Below are 22,744 nucleotides of genomic sequence, written 5' to 3'. Positions count from 1 at the left end.
CGAGAGTGGTATGGCCGGTTAGAACCGGCCATACCACTCACGAGGCGGTCTTACTGGCAGGCTTCGCAGTCGGGGTCGTCGATGCGGCAGGCGGCGCCTTCGGCGGCGACGAAGTCCACATCGGACACCGCGGGCATCTCCTTCGGCTCCGCCTTGACGGCGGGCGCGACCGGCACGACCGCCGGGGGAGCGGCCGGCGCCTGGGTGCCGGAGGAGACCGCGTTCAGCTTGCCGTCGGTGCCGCGCAGTGTCGACTTCTCGACGTGCGTCGCCGACTGGGCACGCAGGTAGTAGGTCGTCTTGAGACCCTTGTGCCACGCGTAGCGGTACAGCTCGTCGAGCTTGCGGCCGCTCGGCGCCGCGATGTAGAGGTTGAGCGACTGCGCCTGGTCGATCCACTTCTGGCGACGCGAGCCCGCGTCGATCAGCCAGCGGCTCTCGACCTCGAACGCGGTGGCGTACAAGGCCTTCAGGTCGTCAGGGACGCGGTCGATCTGGCCGAGGCTGCCGTCGAAGTACTTGAGGTCCGAGACCATGACCTCGTCCCACAGCCCGCGCTCCTTGAGGCTCTTGACCAGGTGCGGGTTGACGACGGTGAAGTCGCCGGACATGTTCGACTTGACGAACAGGTTCTGGAACAGCGGCTCGATGGACTGGCCGACGCCGCAGATGTTGGAGATCGTCGCGGTCGGCGCGATCGCCATCACGTTGGAGTTGCGCATGCCCACGGTCTTGACCCGCTCGCGCAGCGGCGCCCAGTCCAAAGTGGACGAGGTGTCGACGTCGAGCGCGTCGCCCTGGCGGGCGTCGATGAGCAGCTGCAGCGAGTCGATCGGCAGGATGCCGCGGCTCCACAGCGAACCCTCGAAGGTCTGGTACTGGCCGCGCTCCTCGGCGAGGTCGGTCGAGGCCGAGATCGCGTAGTAGGAGATGTGCTCCATGCTCTGGTCGGCGAACTGCACGGCCGCGTCGGACGACAGCGGCAGGCCGAGCTCGAACAGCGCGTCCTGGAAGCCCATCAGGCCGAGGCCGATGGGGCGGTGGCGCAGGTTGGACCGGCGCGCTTCCGGGATCGTGTAGAAGTTGATGTCGATGACGTTGTCGAGCATCCGGACCGCGGTGCGCACGGTCTTCTCGAGGCGCTTCGTGTCGAGGCCGTCGGGGGTGACGTGCTTGAGCAGGTTGACCGAGCCCAGGTTGCAGACCGCGACCTCGTCGACGCTGGTGTTCAGCGTGATCTCGGTGCACAGGTTGGACGAGTGCACGACACCGACGTGCTGCTGCGGCGAGCGCAGGTTGCACGGGTCCTTGAAGGTGATCCACGGGTGGCCGGTCTCGAACAGCATGGTCAGCATGCGGCGCCACAGCTCGACGGCGCGGACCCGGCGGAAGACCTTCATCTCGCCGCGGTCGGCGGCGGCCTCGTACTCGCGGTAGCGGTCGGCGAACGCGGTGCCGTAGAGGTCGTGCAGGTCAGGGGTCTCGTTCGGCGAGAACAGGGTCCACTGGGCGTCGGCCTCGACGCGGCGGAGGAACTCGTCGGGCACCCAGTTGGCGGTGTTCATGTCGTGGGTGCGGCGGCGGTCGTCACCGGTGTTCTTGCGCAGGTCGAGGAATTCCTCGATGTCCACGTGCCAGGTCTCGAGGTACGCGCAGGCCGCGCCCTTGCGCTTGCCGCCCTGGTTCACCGCGACCGCCGTGTCGTTGGCGATCTTGAGGAACGGCACGACGCCCTGCGACTGGCCGTTGGTGCCCTTGATGTGCGCGCCGAGGCCGCGGACCGGGGTCCAGTCGTTGCCGAGGCCGCCGGAGTACTTGGCGAGCAGCGCGTTGTTCTTGTACGCCTGGAAGATCGAGTCCAGGTCATCGTCCACAGTGGTCAGGAAGCAGGACGACAGCTGCGGGCGCGTGGTGCCCGAGTTGAACAGCGTCGGGGTCGAAGCCATGAAGTGGAACGACGACAGCAGCTCGTAGAACTCGATCGCACGGGCTTCGCGGTTGTCCTCGCGGACGGCCAGTCCCATGGCGACGCGCATGAAGAACGCCTGCGGCAGCTCGAAGCGGACGCCGTTGTGGTGCTGGAAGTACCGGTCGTACAGGGTCTGCAGGCCGAGGAAGCCGAAGTCGAGGTCGCGCTCGGGGCGGATCGCGGCGGTGATCTTGTCCAGGTCGAAGCTCAGCAGCTCGGCGTCGACCAGCTCCAGCTCGACGGCGCGGCGCAGGTAGTCGCGGAAGTACGGCGCGTACAGCGTCTCCATCTCGTCCTGGCTGGCCAGGCGCGGCGTGCCCGCGAGGTAGGAGAGCGCTTCGGAGCGCAGCTTGTCGGCGAGCAGGCGGGCGCTGACGTAGGAGTAGTTCGGCTCCTGCTCGACCAGCACGCGGGCGGCCATGATCTGCGCGAGCGCGAGCTCGTCGGCGGAGATGCCGTCGTAGAGGTTGCGCTTGGCCTCGGCGAGCACGGCCTCGGCGTTGACGTCGTCGAGCCCGGCGACGGCCTCGCCCACGACGTGGGACACGCGGGCCCAGTCGAGCGGGCGGACCTTGCCGTCGACGCCCTTGACGCTGATCGCGAGCTCGGCCGGGACGGGGGCGGCGGACTGGCGGGCCTTGGCGCGCTCGTCGCGATAAAGGACGTAAGCGCGGGCGACCTTGTGGTGCTCGCCGCGCATCAGGGCCAGCTCGACGATGTCCTGGATCTGCTCGATGTGCAGCGCGGTCTCGGGACCGGCGTGGCGCAGCAGGGTGGATTCGACCTGCTCGGTCAGCTCCGACACGACGTGGTGGATGCGCGAGGACACGGCGGCGTCGCCGCCCTCGACCGCGAGGAACGCCTTCGTCATGGCCACGGAGATCTTGTTCGCGTCGAAGGGCGACACGCTGCCGTCACGCCGGATGACCCGCACCGAGGCGGGCGCGGAGTCCGGTGAAGAGGGTGGCCGCTGGTTCGTTTCCACTGACATGCGTGTCTCCAAGAGGGCGCGTTCGATCGGCACATGGACCCGTCGGACCGTGTGCTGCTGCTACATCAAAGTGTTGGCCGGCCCCGCTCCTCAGCGGTCTCCCGTCGCTGGGCGCTGCCGGTCCACAGAGACTACATGTAGGGGTTCGAGCTCGCACGCGACCCAAGGGATGGCGTGTCGTTCTCACCCCGGCGGGTTACACGATCACACAGAGACGCTGTTCAGACGGTCGTTCAGCCGCCGAAACGCAGTGAGAAATCCCGAACGTGGAGGTTCAGGGACGGGTTGTGACCGGATAAGTAGCCGAGTGGCCCTTCCGGGTTGACGGACCAGTCCGCCGAAGCCAGATGCGGGCGCGCCTTCGCGCGGACCGGGCTCCGCTTCAAGTCACCCTTGAGGGTTTGGACGACATCGAACGCGGCGGGCGCGGCGATCGGCAGCCCGAGTCGCGGGGTGAAGGCGGCGGTCGCGATCCAGCCGTCTTCGGTGGCCGCCGAGGCGGTGAAGGTCTTGCCATGAGTGAAGCTGAGCGTGGCGAGATCCTTCGGGATGCCCCACAGCTCGCGTCCGCCCGCGAGCGAGATCTCGCTGTCGACCCAGATGTCGGTGATCGAGCTGGACACCCTGGGGCCGCGCACGGCGACCGTCGACAGCAGTTCGTGGTACGAGAGCTGGCCGGGAGGCTGGTAGTCGACCCAGGCCGTGAACACCTGCGCGCGCCCGCCGAGCACGACCGGCTTGACGCCGCCGGGAAGTTCCGGCAGGTCGGCGGCGGGCACCCGCCAGATCGACAGGTAGGCCTGGCCCGCGAGGTTCCAGGGTTCGGGCGGGTACGTCATTCGTTCAGCCACGGCAAATAGGGTGGCAGATCCTTGTCGACGCGCATCCCGAACTCGGGTGGGCGCTTCTGCAGGAACGACATGACGCCCTCGATCGCGTCCGGGCTGGTGCCGAGCCCGCCGATGAGCTTCGAGTCGAGCGCGTGCACGGGGAACGGTGACTCGGCGCTCGCCATGCGGTAGAGCAGCTGGCGGGTGACGGCGACCGACACCGGCGACGTGGTCGCGATGATCTCTCGCGCCCGCTCATAAGCCTTGTCAAGCACCTGGTCCGGCTCGTGGACGCTGTGCACGAGGCCTTTCTCAAGCGCCTCCTCGGCGCCGAATACCCGGCCGCTGATCATCCAGTCGAGTGCCGTCCCCATCCCGACGAGCCGTGGCAGGAACCACGCGGACGCGCCCTCGGGGTAGATGCCGCGGCGGGTGAACACGAAGCCGAACTTCGAGTCGGTGGACGCGAGCCGGTAGTCGCAGGGGAGCGTGATCGTGATGCCGCCGCCGACCGCGGCGCCCCGCAGCGCGGCGATGACCGGCTTGTTCATCGTGTAGACGCGCTTGGCGCAGCGCCCGGCCGGTTCCTGCCACTCGGGGTCCGGCCCGTGCGCCGGGTCGAAGTCGAACCCGCCTGCGCTGAGATCGGCGCCGACGCAGAAGTCCTTGCCGTTGCCGGTCAGCACCACGACCCGCACGTCCTCGTCGCGATCGGCGCGATCCATCGCGGCGCCGAGCTCGTCGGACATCCGGATCGTGTAACCGTTACGGGCTTCGGGACGGTTCAGCGTGATCGTCGCGACGCGCTCGTCGACCGCGTAGGTGATCTCGGCAAAGTCGGCCATGGGTCGACGGTAGGGCACGCCCAACGCTACTGGCAAGGTGTCAATAGCGGCACTCGTTCGTGTGACCGCCGCGCGGCCCGCCCGGTACTACCGTCGACCCATGATCTTGCGGCGGCTCGGCGTGCTGGCTGCGACACTGACAGCGGTGCTGGCCATCGGCCTCATCGGCGCTCCGGCGGAGGCCGTTTTCCCGAAGGCCGGCCCGTTCCTGATCAAGGCGGGCGGGCGCTGCGCGGGTGGCCCGCATCCGCTCGACGGGTTCGCGACCGTGCAGGTGACGGCGTGCTCGGGCGGCCGGGCCCAGTGGTGGCGCTGGGACCCGGCCACCCGCGTGCTCCGCAACGCGGGCAGCGGCCAGTGTGCTCGCACTGCCGACGTCGCCAACCGGGGCACGATACTGCTGCTCGGCGGTTGTCCCGCCGAGCCTTGGGTGCACACGGGGCAGATCTCGTCAGGCGGGTTCGTGCCCTGGTGCTGGTCCGTCGCCGACAGCGGCCTCGTGCGCGTCCAGCTGTGCGCGGACGGGCAGCCCCGGCAGGTCTTCGAGGTTCAGCGGTTGCCGTAGATCACGGCCGAACTCGAGGGCCCTGTGCAGTGGTATTCCCAGGAAATCGAGCCGCAACCATCGGGAACGGCCCACACTTGGCGGGTGTCCTTGGGGATCTTGGGCAGGTGGATCGGCGCCTGGACCCCGTTGAAGAACAGGAACACGTCGTCCATGTCCGCGTAGCCCGCGGAAACCGAGAACCACACGTCGCCGACGACCGACGAGATCGACCGCGTCTCGATGGTGCGATGGTGATACTGCCGCTCGTCGCTCGGTTCGTAGGCGTGGTCGAGCGGCCCGGCCAGCACGTCCGCGTCCTCGATCTCCTGCACGTTCGCGTCGCCGCCGCCGAGCGCCCACGCGCGCTGGTCGTCGGCGCTCGCGTTCGGGATGACCGAGACGTGCACGTGCTTCGTGTGCGGATTCGCTCCGTGGTAGGGAATCCAGCGCCATGGGCTGTTGCCGGGCCGCGAATCGACGATCCGCCGGTTCCAGATCACGTACTTGATCCGCGGATCCCGTGACTCGACGAGCGTCTCGGCGAGCCAGTTCCCGTCGAGCCCGCCCGCCGGGTCATGGGTGAAGTCCCGCGCGGTCACGATCCCGGGGCCGTACCAGGGATTGTGGTCGGAGTCCCTGCTCGCGTGCGCCGCGTCGCCGATGGAACCGTCGGAAGCCTTGGACCGCCGCGGCGCCAAGGTGTTGAGCTGTCCTAATAGGACGTCCAGTGATCGGGCAACCCGCCAGCCCATGAGCCCTCCTTCGGCCATGACAGTTCGTTATGGTCAAGGAGACCAGCTCCGGGCTCGGCGCGGCACCGGCTTGAGGGCTCGCCTCGCCGCGCAAAAGACCGCCCGAACGGGCGGCTCAGAACCGGCCTTTGCCGACCTGCGCCCACCGTGAAGCGAGGGTGCCCTCGAGTGCGTACTACGCACCCAACGGCCCCCTCACTTCACTACCGACCCGAGCCTTGCGGCGCCTCGCCGGGATGTGGTGAGGCCAGCACCGGCAAGCGGCCGTACCACTCACGACCTCGCAGTTGGTATCGGTTCGCGACCTGGGGGGTCACATTTCGCGCCCGACCGGCGATACCTTTTTAAAGGCTTCGGCGAAAGGGCGGGCAAGTGACGGAGCGGACGGCGACAGCGCCGGTGCTGCTGGAGTTGGCACGTGAGCTGCTGACCGCCACCCTCGATCAGCAGCGGCTGCTGCGCGCGGTGCCCGGGGGCCTCGATGCGGCCACGCTGGCCGAGCTCGAGCGGACCTATCGGGTGACGGCGGCCGAGATCCCGCGGTACCGGCGGCTGATCGACCAGTGGAACCGCGAGGACCCGGCCGCCGAGGGGCTCGCCGAGCTGTCCGAGGTGGTGGACCGGCTTTCCGTCGAGTACAGCGAGGTTTTCGATCTCATCGCGGCCAGCGGGTGACTTCCTGACCGCCGGGGATCACAGCACGTAGGAAGCGATCAGGTGACCGAGCTGCCGGATGCCGGAGCCGCCCCTGAACTCGAACCGCACCTTCCCGAGCCCGCTGAACCACAGTTCGAGCTCGGCGTCGAGGTCGAACGTCCCGGCCGTCTCGATCGAGAACGCCTGGATCCGGCTGTACGGCAGGGAGGTGAAGTCCTTCTTCTTGCCGGTCATGCCCTGGACGTTCACCGCGATCAGCCGCTTGTTCGTGAACACCACGAAGTCACGGGCGCCCTTGAAGGACGAGACGAGCTCTTCGCCGGGGATGATCAGCGGCGCGACGGTCGACGCGATGGCGTCCGGCTTGCAGGGCGCCAGCTTGAACACTGAGGCTTTCTCGAAGTCGATCACCCCGCTCAGCGTACCGAAATCCGCTGGCTAGTCGTTGCACCTGTACCAGATGTCCGTCCAGCCGACGGGACGACGGTAGTTCTGGCAGTAGAAGACGGCGCCGTCGGCGACGACGGCGACTTTCGCCCCGGTGAGGGGGTTTTCGCGGAACAAGCCCGAGGCGACGGCGCCAGCGGGCCGGGTGCCGCCCATCCGCTGCCAGCCTCCCGCGTTGGGGAAGGTGTGCCAGACCGTGCGGTCGGGCGTGATGCCGAAGCATTCGTCGTTGCTCGACTTCCAGTCGACGAGGGCGACGGTGGTGCGGGCCCTGAACGTGCCCGTGTAGCCGAAGCAGGTGACCTTGCCCGAGGCGGGCACCGCTACATCGCGGACATTCGGGTACTCGTCCGCCGACGCGGGTCCGGCGTTGAGCGCGGCGCCGAGCAGGCCGCCGACGAGTGCCAGCAGTACAGCCCCGATACGCAGTTGTGGTCGCTTCACTTTGTCTCCTCGCTGTGCGTGAAGTGCCAGCCTGGCCAGGTCATGGCCCAGAACTCGCCCAGATTCCGCCCACGACGCGACCAGAAACAATCATGCGCGCTTGATTTTTACTGCGGGCGGTGCCAGGGTGGTCACAGACGCAAGGAGGCGGGTATGGCTGACCTCGGCGTGATCCTGGGTGATCTCGCGGCCGAAACGCAGACGATCGACGACGTCGTGGCCGGGTTGCCCGCGTCGGACTGGGCTCGGGCGACACCGGCGCAGGGCTGGACTGTCGCGCACCAGATCGCGCATCTGGCTTGGACGGATCAGAAGTCGCTGATCGCGGTCACCAGTCCAGGTGACTGGCAGTCCGAGATCGAAAAGGCGCTGACCACCGAAAACTTTGTCGACGTCGGCGCCGCGGAAGGCGCTGAGAAGCCGCCTCGCGTGTTGCTGGCCGAATGGCGTGAGGGGCGCAAGCAGCTCGCGGACGCGCTGGCCGCGTTGCCGGAGGGGGAGAAGATCCCCTGGTACGGGCCGCCGATGAGTGCCGCCTCGATGGCGACCGCGCGGATGATGGAGACCTGGGCGCACGGCCAGGACATCTTCGACACGTTCGGGCTCGAGCGCCCCGCGACCGCCCGGCTGTGGCACATCGCGCGCATTGGCACGCGGACGCGGGACTTCGCCTTCAAGCTGCACTCGCTCGCGCCGCCGACCGAGGAGTTCCGGGTCGAGCTCGCCGCGCCGGATGGCTCTACCTGGGCTTTCGGGCCGGAGGACGCCGAGCAGCGGCTCACCGGCAGCGCGCTCGACTTCTGCCTGGTGGTGACGCAAAGGCTGCATCCGTCGGACAGTGATCTCGTCGCGAAGGGCGAGGGTGTCGAAGAATGGCTCGGGATCGCGCAGGCGTTCGCCGGCGCGCCGGGTGCCGGGCGTGAGCCAGGGCAGCGCGCATGACGCTGCGGATCGGCAACGCGTCCGGGTTCTACGGCGACCGGTTCTCCGCCGTGCGCGAGATGCTCACCGGCGGGCCGCTCGACGTCCTGACCGGCGACTATCTGGCCGAGCTGACCATGCTCATCCTCGGGCGCGACCGGATGAAGGATCCCGCGCGCGGGTACGCCAAGACCTTCCTGCGCCAGATGGAGGAAAACCTCGGGCTGGCCAAGGAAAAGGGCGTCAAGATCGTCGCCAACGCGGGCGGCTTGAACCCGGCGGGGCTGGCCGAGGCGCTGCGGGAGCTCGTCGCGAAGCTCGGGCTTGACGTCTCCGTCGCGCATGTCGAAGGCGACGACCTTATCGGCCGCGGTGACGAGTTCGGGAAACCGTTGACCGCCAACGCTTATCTCGGAGCCTGGGGGATCGTGGAGTGCCTGAACGCCGGCGCCGATGTCGTGGTCACCGGGCGCGTCACCGACGCCTCGGTGATCGTCGGACCGGCCGCCGCGCACTACGGCTGGGCGCGTGACGACTACGACGCGCTCGCGGGCGCCGTCGTCGCCGGGCACGTGATCGAATGCGGGGCGCAGGCCACCGGCGGGAACTACGCGTTCTTCACCGAGCACGAGATCGGGGTGCCAGGGTTCCCGATCGCCGAGATCGAGCCCGACGGGTCGAGCGTGATCACCAAGCACGAAGGCACCGGCGGGGTGGTGAACGTCGGCACGGTCACCGCGCAGCTGCTCTACGAGATCACCGGTGCGCGGTATGCCGGGCCCGATGTGACCACCCGGTTCGACACGCTGACGCTGGCGCAGGACGGCCCCGACCGTGTCCGGATCACCGGCGCGAAAGGCGAGCCGCCACCGCCGACGCTCAAGGTCTGCCTCAACCGGCTCGGCGGCTTCCGCAACGAGACCACGTTCGTACTCACCGGACTCGACATCGAGCGAAAAGCCTCGCTGGTCAAGGAACAGCTCGAAGGCGCGCTGAAGGAAAAGCCGCCCGCCGAGATCCGCTGGACCCTCGCGCGCACCGATCACCCGGACGCCGACAGCGAGCAGCTCGCGAGCGCGCTGCTGCACTGCGCGGTCAAGGACGCCGACCCGAACGTCGCCGGGCGGGCGTTCAGCGGCGCGGCCATCGAACTCGCGCTGGCGAGTTATCCCGGCTTCCACGTCACCGCGCCACCGGCGGCCGCGTCGCCATACGGTGTCTATGAAGCGGCCTTTGTGGACGCTCGGCAGGTTCCGCACGTCGCGGTGCTGCCTGACGGATCCCGAGTGGACATCGCGCAGGCGAGCGAGACCCTTGAATTGTCCGAAGTGGATGAACCGGAACTTCCGGAACCGCGGTTCGCCGGTTCGATGAAACGAGTCCCGTTGGGACGCGTGGTCGGCGCGCGCAGTGGCGACAAGGGCGGTAGCGCGAATCTCGGCGTCTGGGTGCGCTCGGAGGACGCCTGGAAGTGGCTGGCGCACCGGCTCACCGTGGCCGAATTCCAGCTGCTGCTGCCGGAAACCGCGAGCCTGCGGGTCACCCGGCATCTGCTGCCGAACCTCTGGGCGATGAACTTCGTGGTCGAGGGCATTCTCGGCGAGGGTGTCGCGTCACAGGCGCGGTTCGACCCGCAGGCCAAGGCGCTCGGCGAATGGCTGCGGTCCAGGGAGATCGACGTTCCGGAGAGCCTGCTGTGAAAGAGATCTTCGAGACGCCCGAACGGATCGAGCTGCGCAAGACGGTCCGGCGGTTCGTCGAAACCGAGGTGCTGCCGCATCTCGACGACTGGGAGCGCCAGGGCGAGCTGCCGCGCGACCTGCACCGCAAGGCCGGTGAGATCGGGCTGCTCGGTGTCGGCTTTCCCGAGGAGGTCGGCGGCGGGGACGGGAACTTCCTCGACGCGCTGGTCGTCGCGGAGGAAATGCACTACGCGGGCGGGTCCGGCGGGCTGTTCGCGTCGCTGTTCACCTGCGGGATCGCGGTGCCGCACATCGCGGCCGCCGGTGATCCGGTGCAGATCGAACGCTGGGTCCGGCCGACGCTGGAGGGTGCCAAGATCGGCTCGCTCGCGGTGACCGAGCCCGATGGCGGCTCGGACGTCGCGGGGATCCGCACCACAGCTGTGCGCGAGGGCGACGAGTACGTCATCAACGGCGCCAAGACGTTCATCACCTCTGGCTGTCGTGCGGACTTCGTGACCACAGTGGTCAGGACCGGTGACAAGGGCGCGCACGGGATCTCGCTGATCGTCGTCGAGCGCGGGACACCCGGGTTCACCGTGACGCGCAAGCTGGAGAAGATGGGCTGGCTGTGCTCCGACACGGCCGAGCTGTCCTATGTGGACGTGCGAGTGCCGGTCGAGAACCTGGTCGGTGCCGAGAACAGCGGGTTCGCGCAGGTCGCCACCCAGTTTGTCACCGAGCGGGTTTCGCTGGCCATTCAGGGATACGCGCACGCGCAGCGCGCGCTCGACCTCACGCTGGACTGGTGCCGGACCAGGGAGACCTTCGGGCGTCCGTTGATCTCGCGGCAGCTCGTGCAGCACAAGCTGACCGAGATGGCGCGCAAGATCGATGTCGCGCGGACGTACACCCGCGATGTCGCGCTCCGGCATGTCGCGGGCGAGGAGGTCATCGCCGAAGCCTGCTTCGCGAAGAACACCGCCGTCGAAGCCGCCGAATGGGTGGTCAACGAGGCGGTCCAGCTGCACGGCGGGCTCGGCTACATGCGGGAGTCCGAAGTGGAACGGCACTACCGCGATGTCCGGATACTCGGCATCGGCGGCGGCACCAACGAGATCTTGACCGGACTGGCCGCCAAGCGATTGGGATACACGGCATGACTGCTATCAGGTCCACTGTGGACTCACGGAGTGCGGAGTTCGCCGCGAACCGCGAAGCCATGCTCGAGAAGCTCGCCGAGATCGACGGCGAACACGCCAAGGCCATCGCCGGCGGCGGCGAGAAGTACGTCGAACGGCACCGCAAACGCGGCAAACTGCTCGCTCGCGAACGCATCGAGCTGCTGATCGACGAGGACTCGCCGTTCCTCGAGCTGTCCCCGCTGGCCGCGTGGGGCTCGAACTACCAGGTCGGCGCGAGCGTGATCACCGGCATCGGTGTCGTCGAAGGCGTCGAATGCCTGATCTCGGCCAGTGACCCGACGGTCAAGGGCGGCGCGAGCAACCCGTGGACGGCCAAGAAGAGCTACCGCGCGGCCGATATCGCCGCGCAGAACCGGCTCCCGGTGATCAACCTGGTCGAGTCCGGCGGCGCGGATCTGCCTACGCAGAAAGAGATCTTCATCCCGGGCGGCCGGATCTTCCGCGACATCACCCGGTCGTCGGCTGCCAAGGTGCCGACGGTCGCGCTGGTGTTCGGCAACTCCACCGCCGGTGGCGCTTACCTGCCGGGCATGTCGGACTACGTCGTGATGGTCAAGGAGCGCGCGAAGGTGTTCCTCGGCGGGCCACCGCTGGTCAAGATGGCGACCGGCGAGGAGTCCGACGACGAATCCCTTGGTGGCGCTGAGATGCACGCGCGGACGTCCGGTCTCGCCGACTATCTCGCGCACGACGAGCAGGACGCGATCCGGCTCGGCCGGAGCATCATCAAGCGGCTGAACTGGCGCAAGCAGGGGCAGGTCCCGGCGCTCGATTACGCCGAGCCGTTGTTCGACCCCGAGGACCTGCTCGGCATCGTGCCGACCGACCTCAAGGTCCCGTTCGACCCGCGCGAGGTGATCGCCCGCGTCGTCGACGGCTCCGACTTCGACGAGTTCAAGCCGCTGTACGGGTCGAGCCTGGCCACCGGCTGGGCGAACATCCACGGCTACCCGGTCGGCATTCTCGCCAACGCGCAGGGCGTGCTGTTCGGCGAGGAGTCGCAGAAGGCGGCGCAGTTCATCCAGCTGGCCAACCAGATCGACACGCCGCTGGTGTTCCTGCACAACACGACCGGCTACATGGTCGGCAAGGAGTACGAGCAGGGCGGCATCATCAAGCACGGCGCGATGATGATCAACGCGGTGTCGAACTCGAAGGTGCCGCATCTGTCCGTCCTCATGGGAGCGTCGTACGGCGCCGGGCACTACGGGATGTGCGGCCGCGCCTTCGATCCCCGGTTCCTCTTCGCGTGGCCGAGCGCCAAGTCCGCGGTGATGGGCCCGGCGCAGCTCGCCGGTGTGCTGTCCATTGTGGCCAGGCAGGCCGCCGCATCGCGGGGCCAGGAGTACAACGAGGAGCACGACGCCGCCATGCGTGCCATGGTCGAGGGCCAGATCGAGGCCGAGTCCATGCCGATGTTCCTGTCGGGGATGCTCTACGACGACGGCATCATCGACCCGCGTGACACCCGCACGGTGCTCGGGCTCAGCCTGTCCGTGATCCACAATGGACCAGTGAAGGGCGCCGACGGTTTCGGCGTCTTCCGGATGTGAGGGCGCAGTGATCCAGAACCTCTTGGTCGCCAACCGCGGCGAGATCGCCCGCCGTGTCTTCCGGACCTGCCGCGACGCCGGAATCGGCACGGTCGCGGTGTTCTCCGACGCCGACGCCTCGCTGCCCCACGCGAGCGAAGCCGACACGGCCGTGCGCCTGCCCGGCAACGCGCCCGCCGACACCTACCTGCGCTCGGACCTCCTGATCAAGGCGGCGGCCGACGCGGGCGCCGACGCCGTCCACCCCGGCTATGGCTTCCTGTCCGAGAACGCCGGGTTCGCCCGTGCGGTGCTCGACGCGGGATTGACCTGGGTCGGCCCGCCGCCGGCGGCCATCGAGACCATGGGTTCCAAAGTGGAGTCCAAGCGGCTGATGGCCGCGGCCGGTGTGCCCGTGCTGTCCGAATTGGACCCGGCCGAGGTCACCGAGCGCGATCTTCCCTTGCTGGTCAAGGCCTCCGCCGGTGGTGGCGGACGCGGCATGCGCGTGGTCCGCGCGCTCGCCGAGCTCACCGAAGCCGTCGAGGGCGCACGTGCCGAGGCCGGTTCCGCGTTCGGCGACTCGACCGTGTTCTGCGAGCCGTACCTGGAAGCCGGGCGGCACATCGAGGTCCAGATCCTCGCGGACACGCACGGCACCGTGTGGGCGCTGGGGGAGCGGGAGTGCTCGATCCAGCGGCGGCACCAGAAGGTCGTCGAGGAAGCGCCATCGCCACTTGTCGACCCGGCGATGCGCGAGGAGCTGTTCGACGCGGCGCGCAAGGCGGCCAAGGCGATCGACTACGTCGGCGCCGGGACGGTCGAGTTCCTCGCCGGTCCGGACGGGCGGTTCTACTTCCTGGAGATGAACACCCGCCTGCAGGTCGAGCACCCGGTCACCGAATGCACCACGGGCGTCGACCTCGTCTCGCTGCAGCTGCAGATCGCCGAGGGCTTGAAGCTGGCCGCCGACCCTCCACAGTCGACCGGCCACGCGATCGAAGTCCGGCTCTACGCCGAAGATCCGGCCGCTGGCTGGCAGCCGCAGAGCGGGACACTGCACAAGTTCGAGGTGCCGGATGTCGACTTGGAGTTCAAGCACGGGCCAGGGCTCCGGCTGGACTCGGGCTTCGTCGACGGCTCGGTCGTCGGCGTGCACTACGACCCGATGCTCGCCAAGGTCATCGCCTGGGCGCCGACCAGGGGCGAGGCCGCGCGCAGGCTGGCCAAGGCCCTATCCGGCGCCAAGATCCACGGCTTGGTCACCAACCGCGACCTGCTGGTGAACATCTTGCGCCACCACGCTTTCCTGGCCGGTGATACCGACACCGCGTTCTTCGACCGGCACGGCCTGGACACGCTCGCGCGGCCGCTGAACGCGGACGCCAGGCTGTCCGCGCTGGCCGCGGCGCTGGCGGACTCGGCGTCGAACCGGGCGACGGCGACGACGCTCGGACGGCTCCCGAGCGGGTGGCGCAACGTGCGGTCGGCACTGCAACGGAAGCGGTTCGACGACATCGAGGTCGCCTACGCGCTCACGCGTGACGGGCTGCGCGCCGAAGGATTCGACGACGTCGCGCTCGTCAGCGCCGAGCCGGGCCGGGTCGTGCTCGACGTCGCGGGCGTGCGGCGGGCGTTCGACGTCGCGAAATACGGCGACGCGGTCTACGTCGACTCCGCGCTCGGACCGGTCACGCTGCGGGCCGAGCCCCGGTTCGCCGACCCGGACGCGGCGCTCGCGGCCGGGTCGCTGGTCGCGCCGATGCCGGGCACGGTCGTGCGCGTCGCGGTGTCCACAGGGGACGCCGTGAAGGCGGGCGATCCGTTGCTGTGGCTCGAAGCCATGAAGATGGAACACCGGATTTCCGCGCCGTCGGACGGCGTGGTGACGGAATTGAGCGTCCAAACCGGACAGCAGGTAGAAGTGGGCACGGTTCTCGTAGTGGTCGAGGAGAAGCAATGACGATGAACTTCCATGAGCCGGTCGAGCGGGTCGAGCTCCGCAAGGCGGCGTTCGAACTCGCCGCCAGCTTCGGCCATGAGTACTACCTCAAGCAGGCCCGCTCCGGTGGCAAGACCAACGAACTCTGGGACGAGGCCGGGCGGCTCGGCTACCTCGGTGTCAACCTGCCCGAGGAGTACGGCGGCGGTGGCGCGGGCATCGCGGACCTCGCGGCGGTGCTCGAGGAGTTCGCCGCAGCGGGCGCGCCGCTGCTGCTCATGGTCGTCTCACCGGCCATCTGCGGCACGGTGATCTCGCGGTTCGGCACCGACAGTCAGAAGAAGCATTGGCTGCCGGGTATCGCCGACGGCTCCACGAAGATGGTCTTCGCGATCACCGAGCCCGACGCGGGCTCGAACTCGCACAAGATCACCACCACCGCCCAGCGCGACGGCTCCGAATGGGTCCTCAACGGACGGAAGGTCTACATCTCCGGGGTCGACGAGGCGGACGCCGTGCTCGTCGTCAGCCGCACCGAGGACGCCAAGACCGGCAAGCTCAAGCCCGCGTTGTTCATCGTCCCGACCGACAGCCCCGGCTTCGAGTACCGGCAGATCGAGATGGACCTCGTCTCGCCGGAGAAGCAGTTCTCGCTGTTCATCGACGACGTGCACCTGCCTGCCGAGGCACTGGTCGGTGACGAGGACGCGGCCATCGCGCAGCTGTTCGCCGGGCTCAACCCCGAGCGGATCATGGGCGCGTCGTTCTCGCTCGGCATCGCCAGGTACGCGCTGGACAAGGGCGTGAACTACGCCAAGCAGCGCCAGGTCTGGGGCGCGCCGATCGCGACGCACCAGGGGCTCGCGCACCCGCTCGCCGCGGTCAAGATCGAGCTGGAACTCGCGAAGCTCATGACGCAGAAGGCCGGTTCTCTCTACGACTCCGGCGACGACTTCAACGCGGGAGAGGCCGCGAACATGGCCAAGTACGCGGCCGCCGAGGTCGCGATCCACGCCGTCGACCAGGCCGTGCAGACCCACGGCGGCAACGGCCTCGCGTCCGAGTACGGGCTCGGCACGCTCGTCGGCGCGGTGCGGCTCGGCCGGATCGCCCCGGTCAGCCGGGAAATGGTGCTCAACTTCGTCGGCCAGCACAGCCTCGGGCTGCCGAAGTCCTACTAAGGAGATCGCTTTGACCACGCTCGCAGGCAAGACGCTCATCATGTCCGGCGGCAGCCGCGGTATCGGCGAGGCCATCGCGCTGCGCGCGGCCCGCGACGGCGCGAACGTCGTGCTGCTCGCCAAGACCACCGAGCCGCATCCGAAACTGCCAGGCACGATCTACACCGCCGCCAAGGCCATCGAGGAAGCCGGCGGCCAGGCGCTGCCGATCGTCGGCGACGTCCGCGACGACGAGGGTGTCGCCGCCGCGGTCGCGAAGGCCGTCGAGCAGTTCGGCGGGCTCGACATCGTCGTGAACAACGCGAGCGCCATCGACCTGACGCCGACCGAGAGCGTCAGCATGAAGCGCTACGACCTCATGCAGGACATCAACGCGCGCGGCTCGTTCCTGCTGTCGAAGCTTTCGATCCCGCACCTGAGGAAGGCGGCGAACGCGCACATCTTGACGCTGTCGCCGCCGATCAGCCTCGACCCGAAGTGGTTCACCGCCGGGCATCTCGCGTACAGCATCGCGAAGTACTCGATGAGCCTGGTGACCGTCGGCCTCTCGGCGGAGCTGCGCGAGGCCGGGATCGCGGCGAACTCGCTGTGGCCGCGCACGACCATCGACACCGCGGCCATCCGCAACGTCGTCGGCGCCGAGCTGGCCGACCGGTCACGGACGCCGGAGATCATGGCCGACGCCGCGCACGTGATCCTGACGAAGCCCAGCCGCGAGGTCACCGGCAACTTCTTCATCGACGACGAGGTGCTCGCCGCCGAAGGTGTCACCGACTTCGCGAAGTACCGGCTCTGCGAGCGCGAAGAGGACCTGCAGAAGGACTTCTGGGTCGAATGATTCGCGAACCACAGCAGGAGCGCAGCCGGACGACTCGGCGGCGGCTGATCGAGGCCGCCGTCGAGTGCATCGCCGAGCTGGGCTGGACCGGCACGACGGTGGCGGTGATCGCCGAGCGCGCCGGGGTGTCCCGTGGAGCGGCACAGCACCATTTCCCGACCCGCGAGGACCTTCTCGTCGCGGCCGTCGAGCTCGTCGGCGAGGTGCAGCTGACCGAACTTCGCTCGCAAGTGGCGGATCTGCCGGAGGGACCGGCGCGCATCGAGACCGTGGTGTCGGTGCTGCTGAACCTTTACGCGGGCCCGATGTTCCGGGCCGCGCTGCATCTCTGGGTGGCCGGGTCCACTGACCAGGCGCTGCGGGACACGCTGGTCCCGCTGGAGGCCAGGGTCGGCAGGGAAGCACACAGAGTGGCCGTTGACCTGCTCGGCGTCGACGAGTCCCACGACGGCGTGCGCGAATTGGTTCAGGCCACTCTGGATCTTGCCAGGGGCCTAGGCCTGGCCAATCTCCTTACGGACGACACAAAAAGACGCCAGCTGATCGTGCGGCAATGGGCCCGCATGGTGGAACAGAACGTAGCCGGAACCACCTCGGTCTAGACAACGTCGTATTCTCGTTAACACTTTCGGCGCAGCGAGCGATAACTCGTTGTAAGTAGCTAGGTGAACGAGAAGGGTTCAGTCCGGTGTCCGGTTCAGCAGTCGAGCTTTCCCACCGTGCCATGGCGATGCTGAGGGCGGTGGCAGCACACCGAGCGCAGATGTCGTGTAGCTGCGAGCCCGACCTGTTCATCGACGGATTCGCCTGCTGCGACCAGATCACCGCGCACGACCTCGCCCGCGCCGGCTACATCAAGCCCGCCGACACCACGACGGTGAGCGGCCGCGTGCCCGCCGAGCTCACCGAAGCCGGGCGTGCCGCGCTGGCGGTCACCACCGCTGCCTGAGTCTTCTTCGTAAGAACGCCATCTGCCCGGCAGGTGGCGTTTTTGCTTGCGCCGAACCTTACAGACCTGTTAGTAAGGATGCGTGGCGAACCGAGGCGAAGCGCGCGACCTGCTGGTGACGACGGCCGCGGAGCTGATCTACCGCAGAGGTGTCGGCGCGAGCGGCGTCGACACGATCACCCGCGAGTCGGGCGTCTCGAAGCCGACGCTGTATGCGCATTTCCGGTCCAAAGGCGACCTGGTCGAGGCCGCGCTCGAATGGCGGCATGAGCGGCGCCGCCGCGAGCTGACCGCCTACCTCGACGAGATCGGCGGCTCCGGCATCGACCGGGTGCTCGCGGTGTTCGACTGGGTCGCCGAGGTCAACCTCGCCTCCGGGCTGCGCGGCTGCGCGTTCCTCAACGCGGCCGTCGAACTGGTCGAGGACGCCGACGCGCCGGCGCTCGAGGTCGTGCGGCGCCACAAGACCTGGTGGCGCGGGATCTTCACCGGCCTGCTCGCCGAGTCGGCGGTCTCCGGCCGCGAGGAGCTGGCCGACGAGCTGATGCTGCTGCTCGACGGCGCTTTCGCCAGGGTTCTCGTCACCAAAGGCGTCGAGCCGGTGCGGGCCGCGCGCAGGCTCGCCGAGCTGGCGATCGCGGCCAGGACCGGGCTATGACCCGCGTCGAAAGCCCGCGTGTCATCCGTCCGCTGGCCGCCGCCTTCGGCCTGATGCTCGGACCGGCAGTCGCACTCGGGTTCGCCCGCTTCGCGTACGCGCTCGTCCTGCCTTCGATGCGGGCCGACCTGCACTGGTCGTTCGCCACGGCGGGGTCGATCAACACCGCCAACGCGCTCGGCTATCTCTTCGGCGCGCTGGGCGCGGGAAAGCTCGCGCAGCGCTTCGGCGAACGGCGCGCCTTCACAGCCGGGCTCGCGATCACCGCTCTCGCTCTGCTGGCTTCGGCCGCGACCGGGCAGGTCGCGGTGCTGCTGACGCTGCGGCTCATCTCCGGGGTGGCCGGCGCGGTCTGTTTCGTGGTCGGCGGCGGGCTGATGTCCCAGGCGGGCCGCGACTGTTCCCATGCCAGGGCGACGTTGTTGCTCGGCATCTACTTCGCGGGCGGCGGGGTCGGCATCGTCGTGTCCGGCTTGCTCGTGCCCGCCGCGCTGAGCTGGGGAGGCTGGCGAGCGGCTTGGCTCGTGCTCGGCGGGCTGTCCTTGCTGGCGATGCTCATCGCGGTCCCGATCGCGCGACGAGTGCCGGAATCGGAGACACTCCCGGCCACCACGGCCAAGGCGCCACTCCGTCCACTTGCGACACTCATGACCTGCTACGGCTTCTTCGGCGCCGGGTACATCGCGTACATGACGTTCATCATCGCGGTGTTCGGCGCGAGCGCGGGCGAGATCACCGCGTTCTGGGTGGTGCTCGGCCTGTCCGCTGCGGTCTCCGCGTTCGTGTGGAACCGTCCACTCAGTACTCTGCGGCCCGGCGCCGGCGCCGCGGCCGTGTTGGCCGTGTTGACGATCGGCGCGGTGCTTCCCGTGCTGTGGCAAGGCGGGTTCTTCGTCTCGGCCGTCCTTTTCGGAGGGACGTTCCTGACCGTGGCTAGCGCGTTGACCTCCGGCGCGCGCACCACGCTGCCCCCGGACCGCTGGACGGCCGGGATCGCGGCGCTCACCGCGGCCTTCGCGCTGGGGCAATGCGTCGGCCCGGTGCTGGCCGGGGTGCTTTCCGACGGACCCGGCGGGCTGCGGCTCGGGCTGACGATCGGCGCGGCGCTGCTCGCGGGCGGCGCGGTGGTCGCGCTGGTTCACGACCGTCGAACGGCCGGTGCGCGAAGATAGCCGGATGGACGCGCTCGCACTCTTCGATCAGGCCATCGAGCTGCTCCCCGACGGGGCGCGGGCCGAGAACGGCGTGACGGTCGAGGACGTGCGCGACTATCAGCATCACACCGAGTGGGAGTTGGCGTTCGGGGTGCTGGAGGAGATCGGCGACGCGTACCCGCTGCCGCCGCTGTTCTGGGACCTGCTCCGCGAGGTCGCGGTGACCTGGCAGCTGGTATCCGAGCGCAAGTGGTGTGAATGGCGTGCGTGGGAGGCACGGAACGGGACCATTCGCGCGGATCTGCTGCTGCTGGGCGCCGAGGAGGGCGGGCGGAGGACCGCCGTGCCGACCGGTGGGGTGCTCCGGCCGATGTGGGACATCGGCGGGCGGGAATGGCAGATCGCGAAACTCTGGGTGGAGTACATGCCGAAACTCGAACCGGGCGAGAGCACCTCGGTCCGGCTGGCGCCGATCTGGCCGGAGCACTGGCGGCACCTGCGGGTCGGTGACGTGATCATGATGCACGAGGCCGTGCCCGCGATCGGCACGGCCGTGATCATCGAGCTCAGCCCGCCGACGGGATAGAGCGGGCTTTATTCCGCTATGGAGTAGAGCCCCGCTTTATCCCGGTCCTGGTTACCGGGTTCGCCGCAGTAACGCGTAAAGCCCGCCGGAGATGACGAAGCCGACGACGAACGTGATGTCCCCGATGGCGGGTACCGCCTTGGGAATCGGCGCGGTGTACAGCGTCTGGTTGGCGAACAGGCCGATCGACACGACCAGTCCGGCCACGAACGAGATGAACCCCGGCAGGTTGCTGTGGCGAGGGTTCGCCAGCAGCCCGCTGACGTCTTGGCCTCGCCGCAGGTATTGGTCGACGAGTATCACGGCGAGCCACGGGCTCACCCAGTACGCGACGACCAGCAGGAAGCTCTCGTAGGCGTGCCCGGCGTCGGCGAGCCCGGCCCAGGCGAGCGCGAAGCCGATCGCGCCGTAGCCGACCGAGACGACGGCGCGGCGCCAGTTCAAGGGCAGCTTGATACCGAGCGCGAGGAAGGACAGTGCGCCCGAGTACACGTTGATCACGTTCGCGGCGACCGCGCCGAGTGTCACCGAGAGCAGTGTCGCGGCGGCGAGGAAAGCGGGCAGGTGGTGGGTGAACGCCGTGGTCGGGTTCGCCTCGCCGCCTTCACCGATCGTGGCCGACGCGGCGCCGACGACCATCAGGATGGTCGTCGACAGGAACAGCCCGAGTGAGGCGTAGAGGCCGACAGCTCGTCTGTTCACTGTGGACGGCAGGTACCGGGTGTAGTCGGCGGCGTAGGGATTCCATCCCGCCGTGTAACCGAAAGCGGCACCCAGCGTGAGGAGGAAGCCACCGACCCCGCCACCGCCCGCCGCAGCGCCGGGGTCGGACTTCACGAAGATGACGACCGAGGTCACCGCGAAAACGACGGCGAGCAGCACGAAAACGTACTTCTCGTAGGCCTGCACCAGGTTGTGGCCGAAGAACGCGATCACCACCTGCAGCGCGACCACCAGCACCAGGCAGCTCAGCACGGGCCAGCCGGTGAGCGAGCTCAGCGCGAACGCGCCGCTCACGCTGTTGACCGAGAACCAGCCGATCCCGGCCATGACCGACATCAGCGCCGCGGGCAGGATGTTCCCGCGATAGCCGAACGCGATCCGGCCGAGCACCATCTGCGGCACGCCGTGGTCCGGACCGCGCGCCGACAGCACGGCGTGTGTGACCGAGCCGAGCGCGTTGCCCAGCACGACGGCCAGCACCGCCTGCCAGAAGGTGAGCCCGAAGACCGAAACCGCCAGCACGCCGACGAAGATCGTGGCGAACTCGAGGTTGGGCGAGGCCCAGGTCCACAGCAGCTGGCGGGGGGAGCCGTGCCGGTCGGCGGCATCGACCTGCTCGATTCCGCCCGGTTCGACGGCGACGATCTTTTCGCCGTATTCGGCCGCAGCCGGTGGGGTGGTCGACATTCGGCACATGATAGGTGACGAAGAGTACGGGAATAGCATGCCGCCACAGGAATGTTATCGCTGGTGAGAGCTTCACGAACTATTTGGGGGTTTTGCGGTGGTGGCGACAGAGGTCCGTCTGGTATCGCGTCCGGCAGGCAGGCCCGCGCTGTCTGATTTCTCCATTGTGGACACAGATGTCCCGATGGCGGGCGCGGGCCAGCTGCTGGTGCGCAATCACGTGCTCAGCGTCGATCCGTACATGCGGGGCCGGATGAGCACGGCGAAGAGTTACGCGGAGCCGTACGAACTCGGCGTCGTGATGAACCAGGGCGGTGCCGTCGGCGAGGTGGTGGTTTCAAACGACCCGGCGTTCGAGGTGGGCGCTTTCGTCCAGCATTGGGCCGGATGGCGTACTCATTCGGTGGTCGATGCGTCCGAAGCGACCAGTGTGGACGGTGACGCCGCGCCGCTGAGCACCTATCTCGGCGTGCTGGGGATGCCGGGGCTGACCGCGTACTCGGGCCTGTTCGAGGTCGGCGGCTTCGCCGAAGGTGACACGGTGTTCGTGTCGGGCGCGGCGGGCGCCGTCGGCTCGGTCGCCGGCCAGCTCGCGAAACTGCGCGGCGCCAAGCGGGTCATCGGGAGCGCGGGCTCGGCGGAGAAGGTCCGGCATCTCGTCGAGGATCTCGGTTTCGACGCCGCGTTCAACTACAAGGACGCACCCGTGCTGGACCAATTGGCCCAAGCGGCGCCCGACGGCATCGACCTGTATTTCGACAATGTCGGCGGCGATCACCTCGAAGCCGCGATCGAGACGATGAACCTGCACGGGCGGATCGTGTTGTGCGGCGCGATTTCGCAGTACAACTCGGCCGAGCCGGACGGGCTGCGCAACTACCGGGTGATCACGGGTAAACGCCTTACCGTTCGCGGGGTGCTGGTGCTCGACCACTTCGGACTGCGGCCGAGGTTCCTCGACGAGGTCGGCCCGCTCGTCCGCTCCGGCAAGCTCAAGTACACCGAAACCTTTGTGGACGGCATCGCGAACGCGCCGCAGGCGTTCATCGACATGCTGGACGGCGCCAACACGGGGAAGATGATCGTCAGGGTGTGAAAAAGGCTCGTGCGCGTTGCGGGCGGTTCTATTGAGGGGAAGGGCAAATGTGGCGTGCTCCGGGCAGGCCGGCGGGGCCGTCACTTCGCGAGGCTCGGACAGGCCGCG

Annotated in this window: 22 protein-coding genes; 15 read left to right on the top strand and 7 right to left on the bottom strand. The window is 68.5% G+C overall.

The features are described 5' to 3' along the window. Nucleotides 1-50: 50 nt before the first annotated feature. The 3 genes from ACFV15_RS41815 to ACFV15_RS41805 form a co-directional block, all read right to left on the bottom strand. Nucleotides 51-2,960 (bottom strand): ribonucleoside-diphosphate reductase subunit alpha, encoded by a 2,910-nt coding sequence (locus ACFV15_RS41815; RefSeq protein ID WP_378358205.1) that lies wholly within the window; start codon nucleotides 2,958-2,960, stop codon nucleotides 51-53. A 233-nt stretch (nucleotides 2,961-3,193) separates the two neighbouring features. Continuing rightward, on the bottom strand, nucleotides 3,194-3,799 hold the full coding sequence (locus tag ACFV15_RS41810; protein WP_378358209.1) for an acetoacetate decarboxylase family protein: 606 nt from the start codon (nucleotides 3,797-3,799) through the stop codon (nucleotides 3,194-3,196). Beyond that, nucleotides 3,796-4,635 (bottom strand): enoyl-CoA hydratase-related protein, encoded by an 840-nt coding sequence (locus tag ACFV15_RS41805; RefSeq protein ID WP_378358204.1) that lies wholly within the window; start codon nucleotides 4,633-4,635, stop codon nucleotides 3,796-3,798. The genes ACFV15_RS41810 and ACFV15_RS41805 overlap by 4 nt, the downstream gene beginning before the upstream one ends. 100 nt (nucleotides 4,636-4,735) lie before the next feature. Between ACFV15_RS41805 and ACFV15_RS41800 the strand changes: the two genes are divergently transcribed. Beyond that, nucleotides 4,736-5,200: a hypothetical protein gene (locus tag ACFV15_RS41800; protein ID WP_378358202.1), complete on the top strand. Its 465-nt coding sequence runs from the start codon at nucleotides 4,736-4,738 to the stop codon at nucleotides 5,198-5,200. On the opposite strand, the gene ACFV15_RS41795 is transcribed toward ACFV15_RS41800, so the two are convergent. After that, on the bottom strand, nucleotides 5,185-5,934 hold the full coding sequence (locus ACFV15_RS41795) for a hypothetical protein (RefSeq protein ID WP_378358200.1): 750 nt from the start codon (nucleotides 5,932-5,934) through the stop codon (nucleotides 5,185-5,187). The genes ACFV15_RS41800 and ACFV15_RS41795 overlap by 16 nt on opposite strands. Before the next feature lie 372 nt (nucleotides 5,935-6,306). On the opposite strand from ACFV15_RS41795, the gene ACFV15_RS41790 reads away from it, so the two are divergent. Beyond that, the gene (locus ACFV15_RS41790; protein ID WP_378358198.1) at nucleotides 6,307-6,609 is read left to right on the top strand and encodes a hypothetical protein; all 303 of its coding nucleotides are present in this window, start codon (nucleotides 6,307-6,309) and stop codon (nucleotides 6,607-6,609) included. An 18-nt stretch (nucleotides 6,610-6,627) separates the two neighbouring features. Here ACFV15_RS41790 and ACFV15_RS41785 read toward each other — a convergent pair whose 3' ends face one another. Both ACFV15_RS41785 and ACFV15_RS41780 read right to left on the bottom strand, forming a co-directional pair. Continuing rightward, a complete protein-coding gene (locus ACFV15_RS41785; RefSeq protein ID WP_378358196.1) occupies nucleotides 6,628-7,002 on the bottom strand; it encodes a PH domain-containing protein in 375 nt (124 codons plus the stop codon). 27 nt (nucleotides 7,003-7,029) lie between these two features. Beyond that, nucleotides 7,030-7,482: a hypothetical protein gene (locus ACFV15_RS41780; protein ID WP_378358194.1), complete on the bottom strand. Its 453-nt coding sequence runs from the start codon at nucleotides 7,480-7,482 to the stop codon at nucleotides 7,030-7,032. 153 nt (nucleotides 7,483-7,635) lie between these two features. On the opposite strand from ACFV15_RS41780, the gene ACFV15_RS41775 reads away from it, so the two are divergent. The 12 genes from ACFV15_RS41775 to ACFV15_RS41720 all read left to right on the top strand — a co-directional run bounded on the left by ACFV15_RS41775 (nucleotide 7,636) and on the right by ACFV15_RS41720 (nucleotide 20,130). Further along, nucleotides 7,636-8,424 carry a TIGR03084 family metal-binding protein gene (locus ACFV15_RS41775; protein WP_378358192.1) on the top strand — a complete coding sequence of 263 codons (789 nt, stop codon included), beginning with the start codon at nucleotides 7,636-7,638 and terminating at the stop codon, nucleotides 8,422-8,424. Next, complete coding sequence (locus ACFV15_RS41770) at nucleotides 8,421-10,103, top strand: acyclic terpene utilization AtuA family protein (protein ID WP_378358191.1); 1,683 nt, start codon at nucleotides 8,421-8,423, stop codon at nucleotides 10,101-10,103. The genes ACFV15_RS41775 and ACFV15_RS41770 overlap by 4 nt, the downstream gene beginning before the upstream one ends. Continuing rightward, complete coding sequence (locus tag ACFV15_RS41765) at nucleotides 10,058-11,248, top strand: acyl-CoA dehydrogenase family protein (protein ID WP_378358190.1); 1,191 nt, start codon at nucleotides 10,058-10,060, stop codon at nucleotides 11,246-11,248. Before ACFV15_RS41770 ends, ACFV15_RS41765 begins: the two co-directional genes overlap by 46 nt. Then, nucleotides 11,245-12,843 carry an acyl-CoA carboxylase subunit beta gene (locus ACFV15_RS41760; protein ID WP_378358188.1) on the top strand — a complete coding sequence of 533 codons (1,599 nt, stop codon included), beginning with the start codon at nucleotides 11,245-11,247 and terminating at the stop codon, nucleotides 12,841-12,843. Before ACFV15_RS41765 ends, ACFV15_RS41760 begins: the two co-directional genes overlap by 4 nt. A 7-nt stretch (nucleotides 12,844-12,850) precedes the next feature. After that, nucleotides 12,851-14,785 (top strand): acetyl/propionyl/methylcrotonyl-CoA carboxylase subunit alpha, encoded by a 1,935-nt coding sequence (locus ACFV15_RS41755; protein WP_378358186.1) that lies wholly within the window; start codon nucleotides 12,851-12,853, stop codon nucleotides 14,783-14,785. Nucleotides 14,786-14,787: 2 nt separating this feature from the next. Then, nucleotides 14,788-15,945 (top strand): acyl-CoA dehydrogenase family protein, encoded by a 1,158-nt coding sequence (locus tag ACFV15_RS41750; RefSeq protein ID WP_378358207.1) that lies wholly within the window; start codon nucleotides 14,788-14,790, stop codon nucleotides 15,943-15,945. Between the two features lie 10 nt (nucleotides 15,946-15,955). After that, on the top strand, nucleotides 15,956-16,783 hold the full coding sequence (locus ACFV15_RS41745; RefSeq protein WP_378358184.1) for an SDR family oxidoreductase: 828 nt from the start codon (nucleotides 15,956-15,958) through the stop codon (nucleotides 16,781-16,783). Further along, complete coding sequence (locus tag ACFV15_RS41740) at nucleotides 16,780-17,385, top strand: TetR/AcrR family transcriptional regulator (protein ID WP_378358183.1); 606 nt, start codon at nucleotides 16,780-16,782, stop codon at nucleotides 17,383-17,385. Before ACFV15_RS41745 ends, ACFV15_RS41740 begins: the two co-directional genes overlap by 4 nt. Nucleotides 17,386-17,471: 86 nt before the next feature. Continuing rightward, nucleotides 17,472-17,732, top strand: coding sequence for a hypothetical protein (locus ACFV15_RS41735; RefSeq protein WP_091292691.1), 261 nt, complete (start codon nucleotides 17,472-17,474; stop codon nucleotides 17,730-17,732). Nucleotides 17,733-17,814: 82 nt separating this feature from the next. After that, the gene (locus ACFV15_RS41730) at nucleotides 17,815-18,390 is read left to right on the top strand and encodes a TetR/AcrR family transcriptional regulator (protein WP_378358180.1); all 576 of its coding nucleotides are present in this window, start codon (nucleotides 17,815-17,817) and stop codon (nucleotides 18,388-18,390) included. Continuing rightward, entirely contained in the window at nucleotides 18,387-19,562 is a 1,176-nt protein-coding gene (locus ACFV15_RS41725; protein ID WP_378358178.1) for a YbfB/YjiJ family MFS transporter, read from the top strand. Before ACFV15_RS41730 ends, ACFV15_RS41725 begins: the two co-directional genes overlap by 4 nt. A gap of 4 nt (nucleotides 19,563-19,566) precedes the next feature. Beyond that, the gene (locus ACFV15_RS41720) at nucleotides 19,567-20,130 is read left to right on the top strand and encodes a hypothetical protein (RefSeq protein ID WP_378358176.1); all 564 of its coding nucleotides are present in this window, start codon (nucleotides 19,567-19,569) and stop codon (nucleotides 20,128-20,130) included. Nucleotides 20,131-20,181: 51 nt separating this feature from the next. Here the strand turns inward: ACFV15_RS41720 and ACFV15_RS41715 are convergent, their stop codons facing one another. Then, nucleotides 20,182-21,540 (bottom strand): purine-cytosine permease family protein, encoded by a 1,359-nt coding sequence (locus tag ACFV15_RS41715; protein ID WP_378358175.1) that lies wholly within the window; start codon nucleotides 21,538-21,540, stop codon nucleotides 20,182-20,184. Nucleotides 21,541-21,637: 97 nt separating this feature from the next. Here ACFV15_RS41715 and ACFV15_RS41710 point away from each other — a divergent pair, with 97 nt between their 5' ends. Next, complete coding sequence (locus tag ACFV15_RS41710) at nucleotides 21,638-22,636, top strand: NADP-dependent oxidoreductase (RefSeq protein ID WP_378358173.1); 999 nt, start codon at nucleotides 21,638-21,640, stop codon at nucleotides 22,634-22,636. The last annotated feature ends 108 nt before the right edge of the window (nucleotides 22,637-22,744 follow it).

Source organism: Amycolatopsis sp. NPDC059657 (assembly GCF_042734395.1).
Taxonomy (GTDB): domain Bacteria; phylum Actinomycetota; class Actinomycetes; order Mycobacteriales; family Pseudonocardiaceae; genus Amycolatopsis.
The sequence above is the reverse complement of the archived record's forward strand: the minus strand, read 5'-3'. Positions and strand labels throughout refer to the sequence as shown.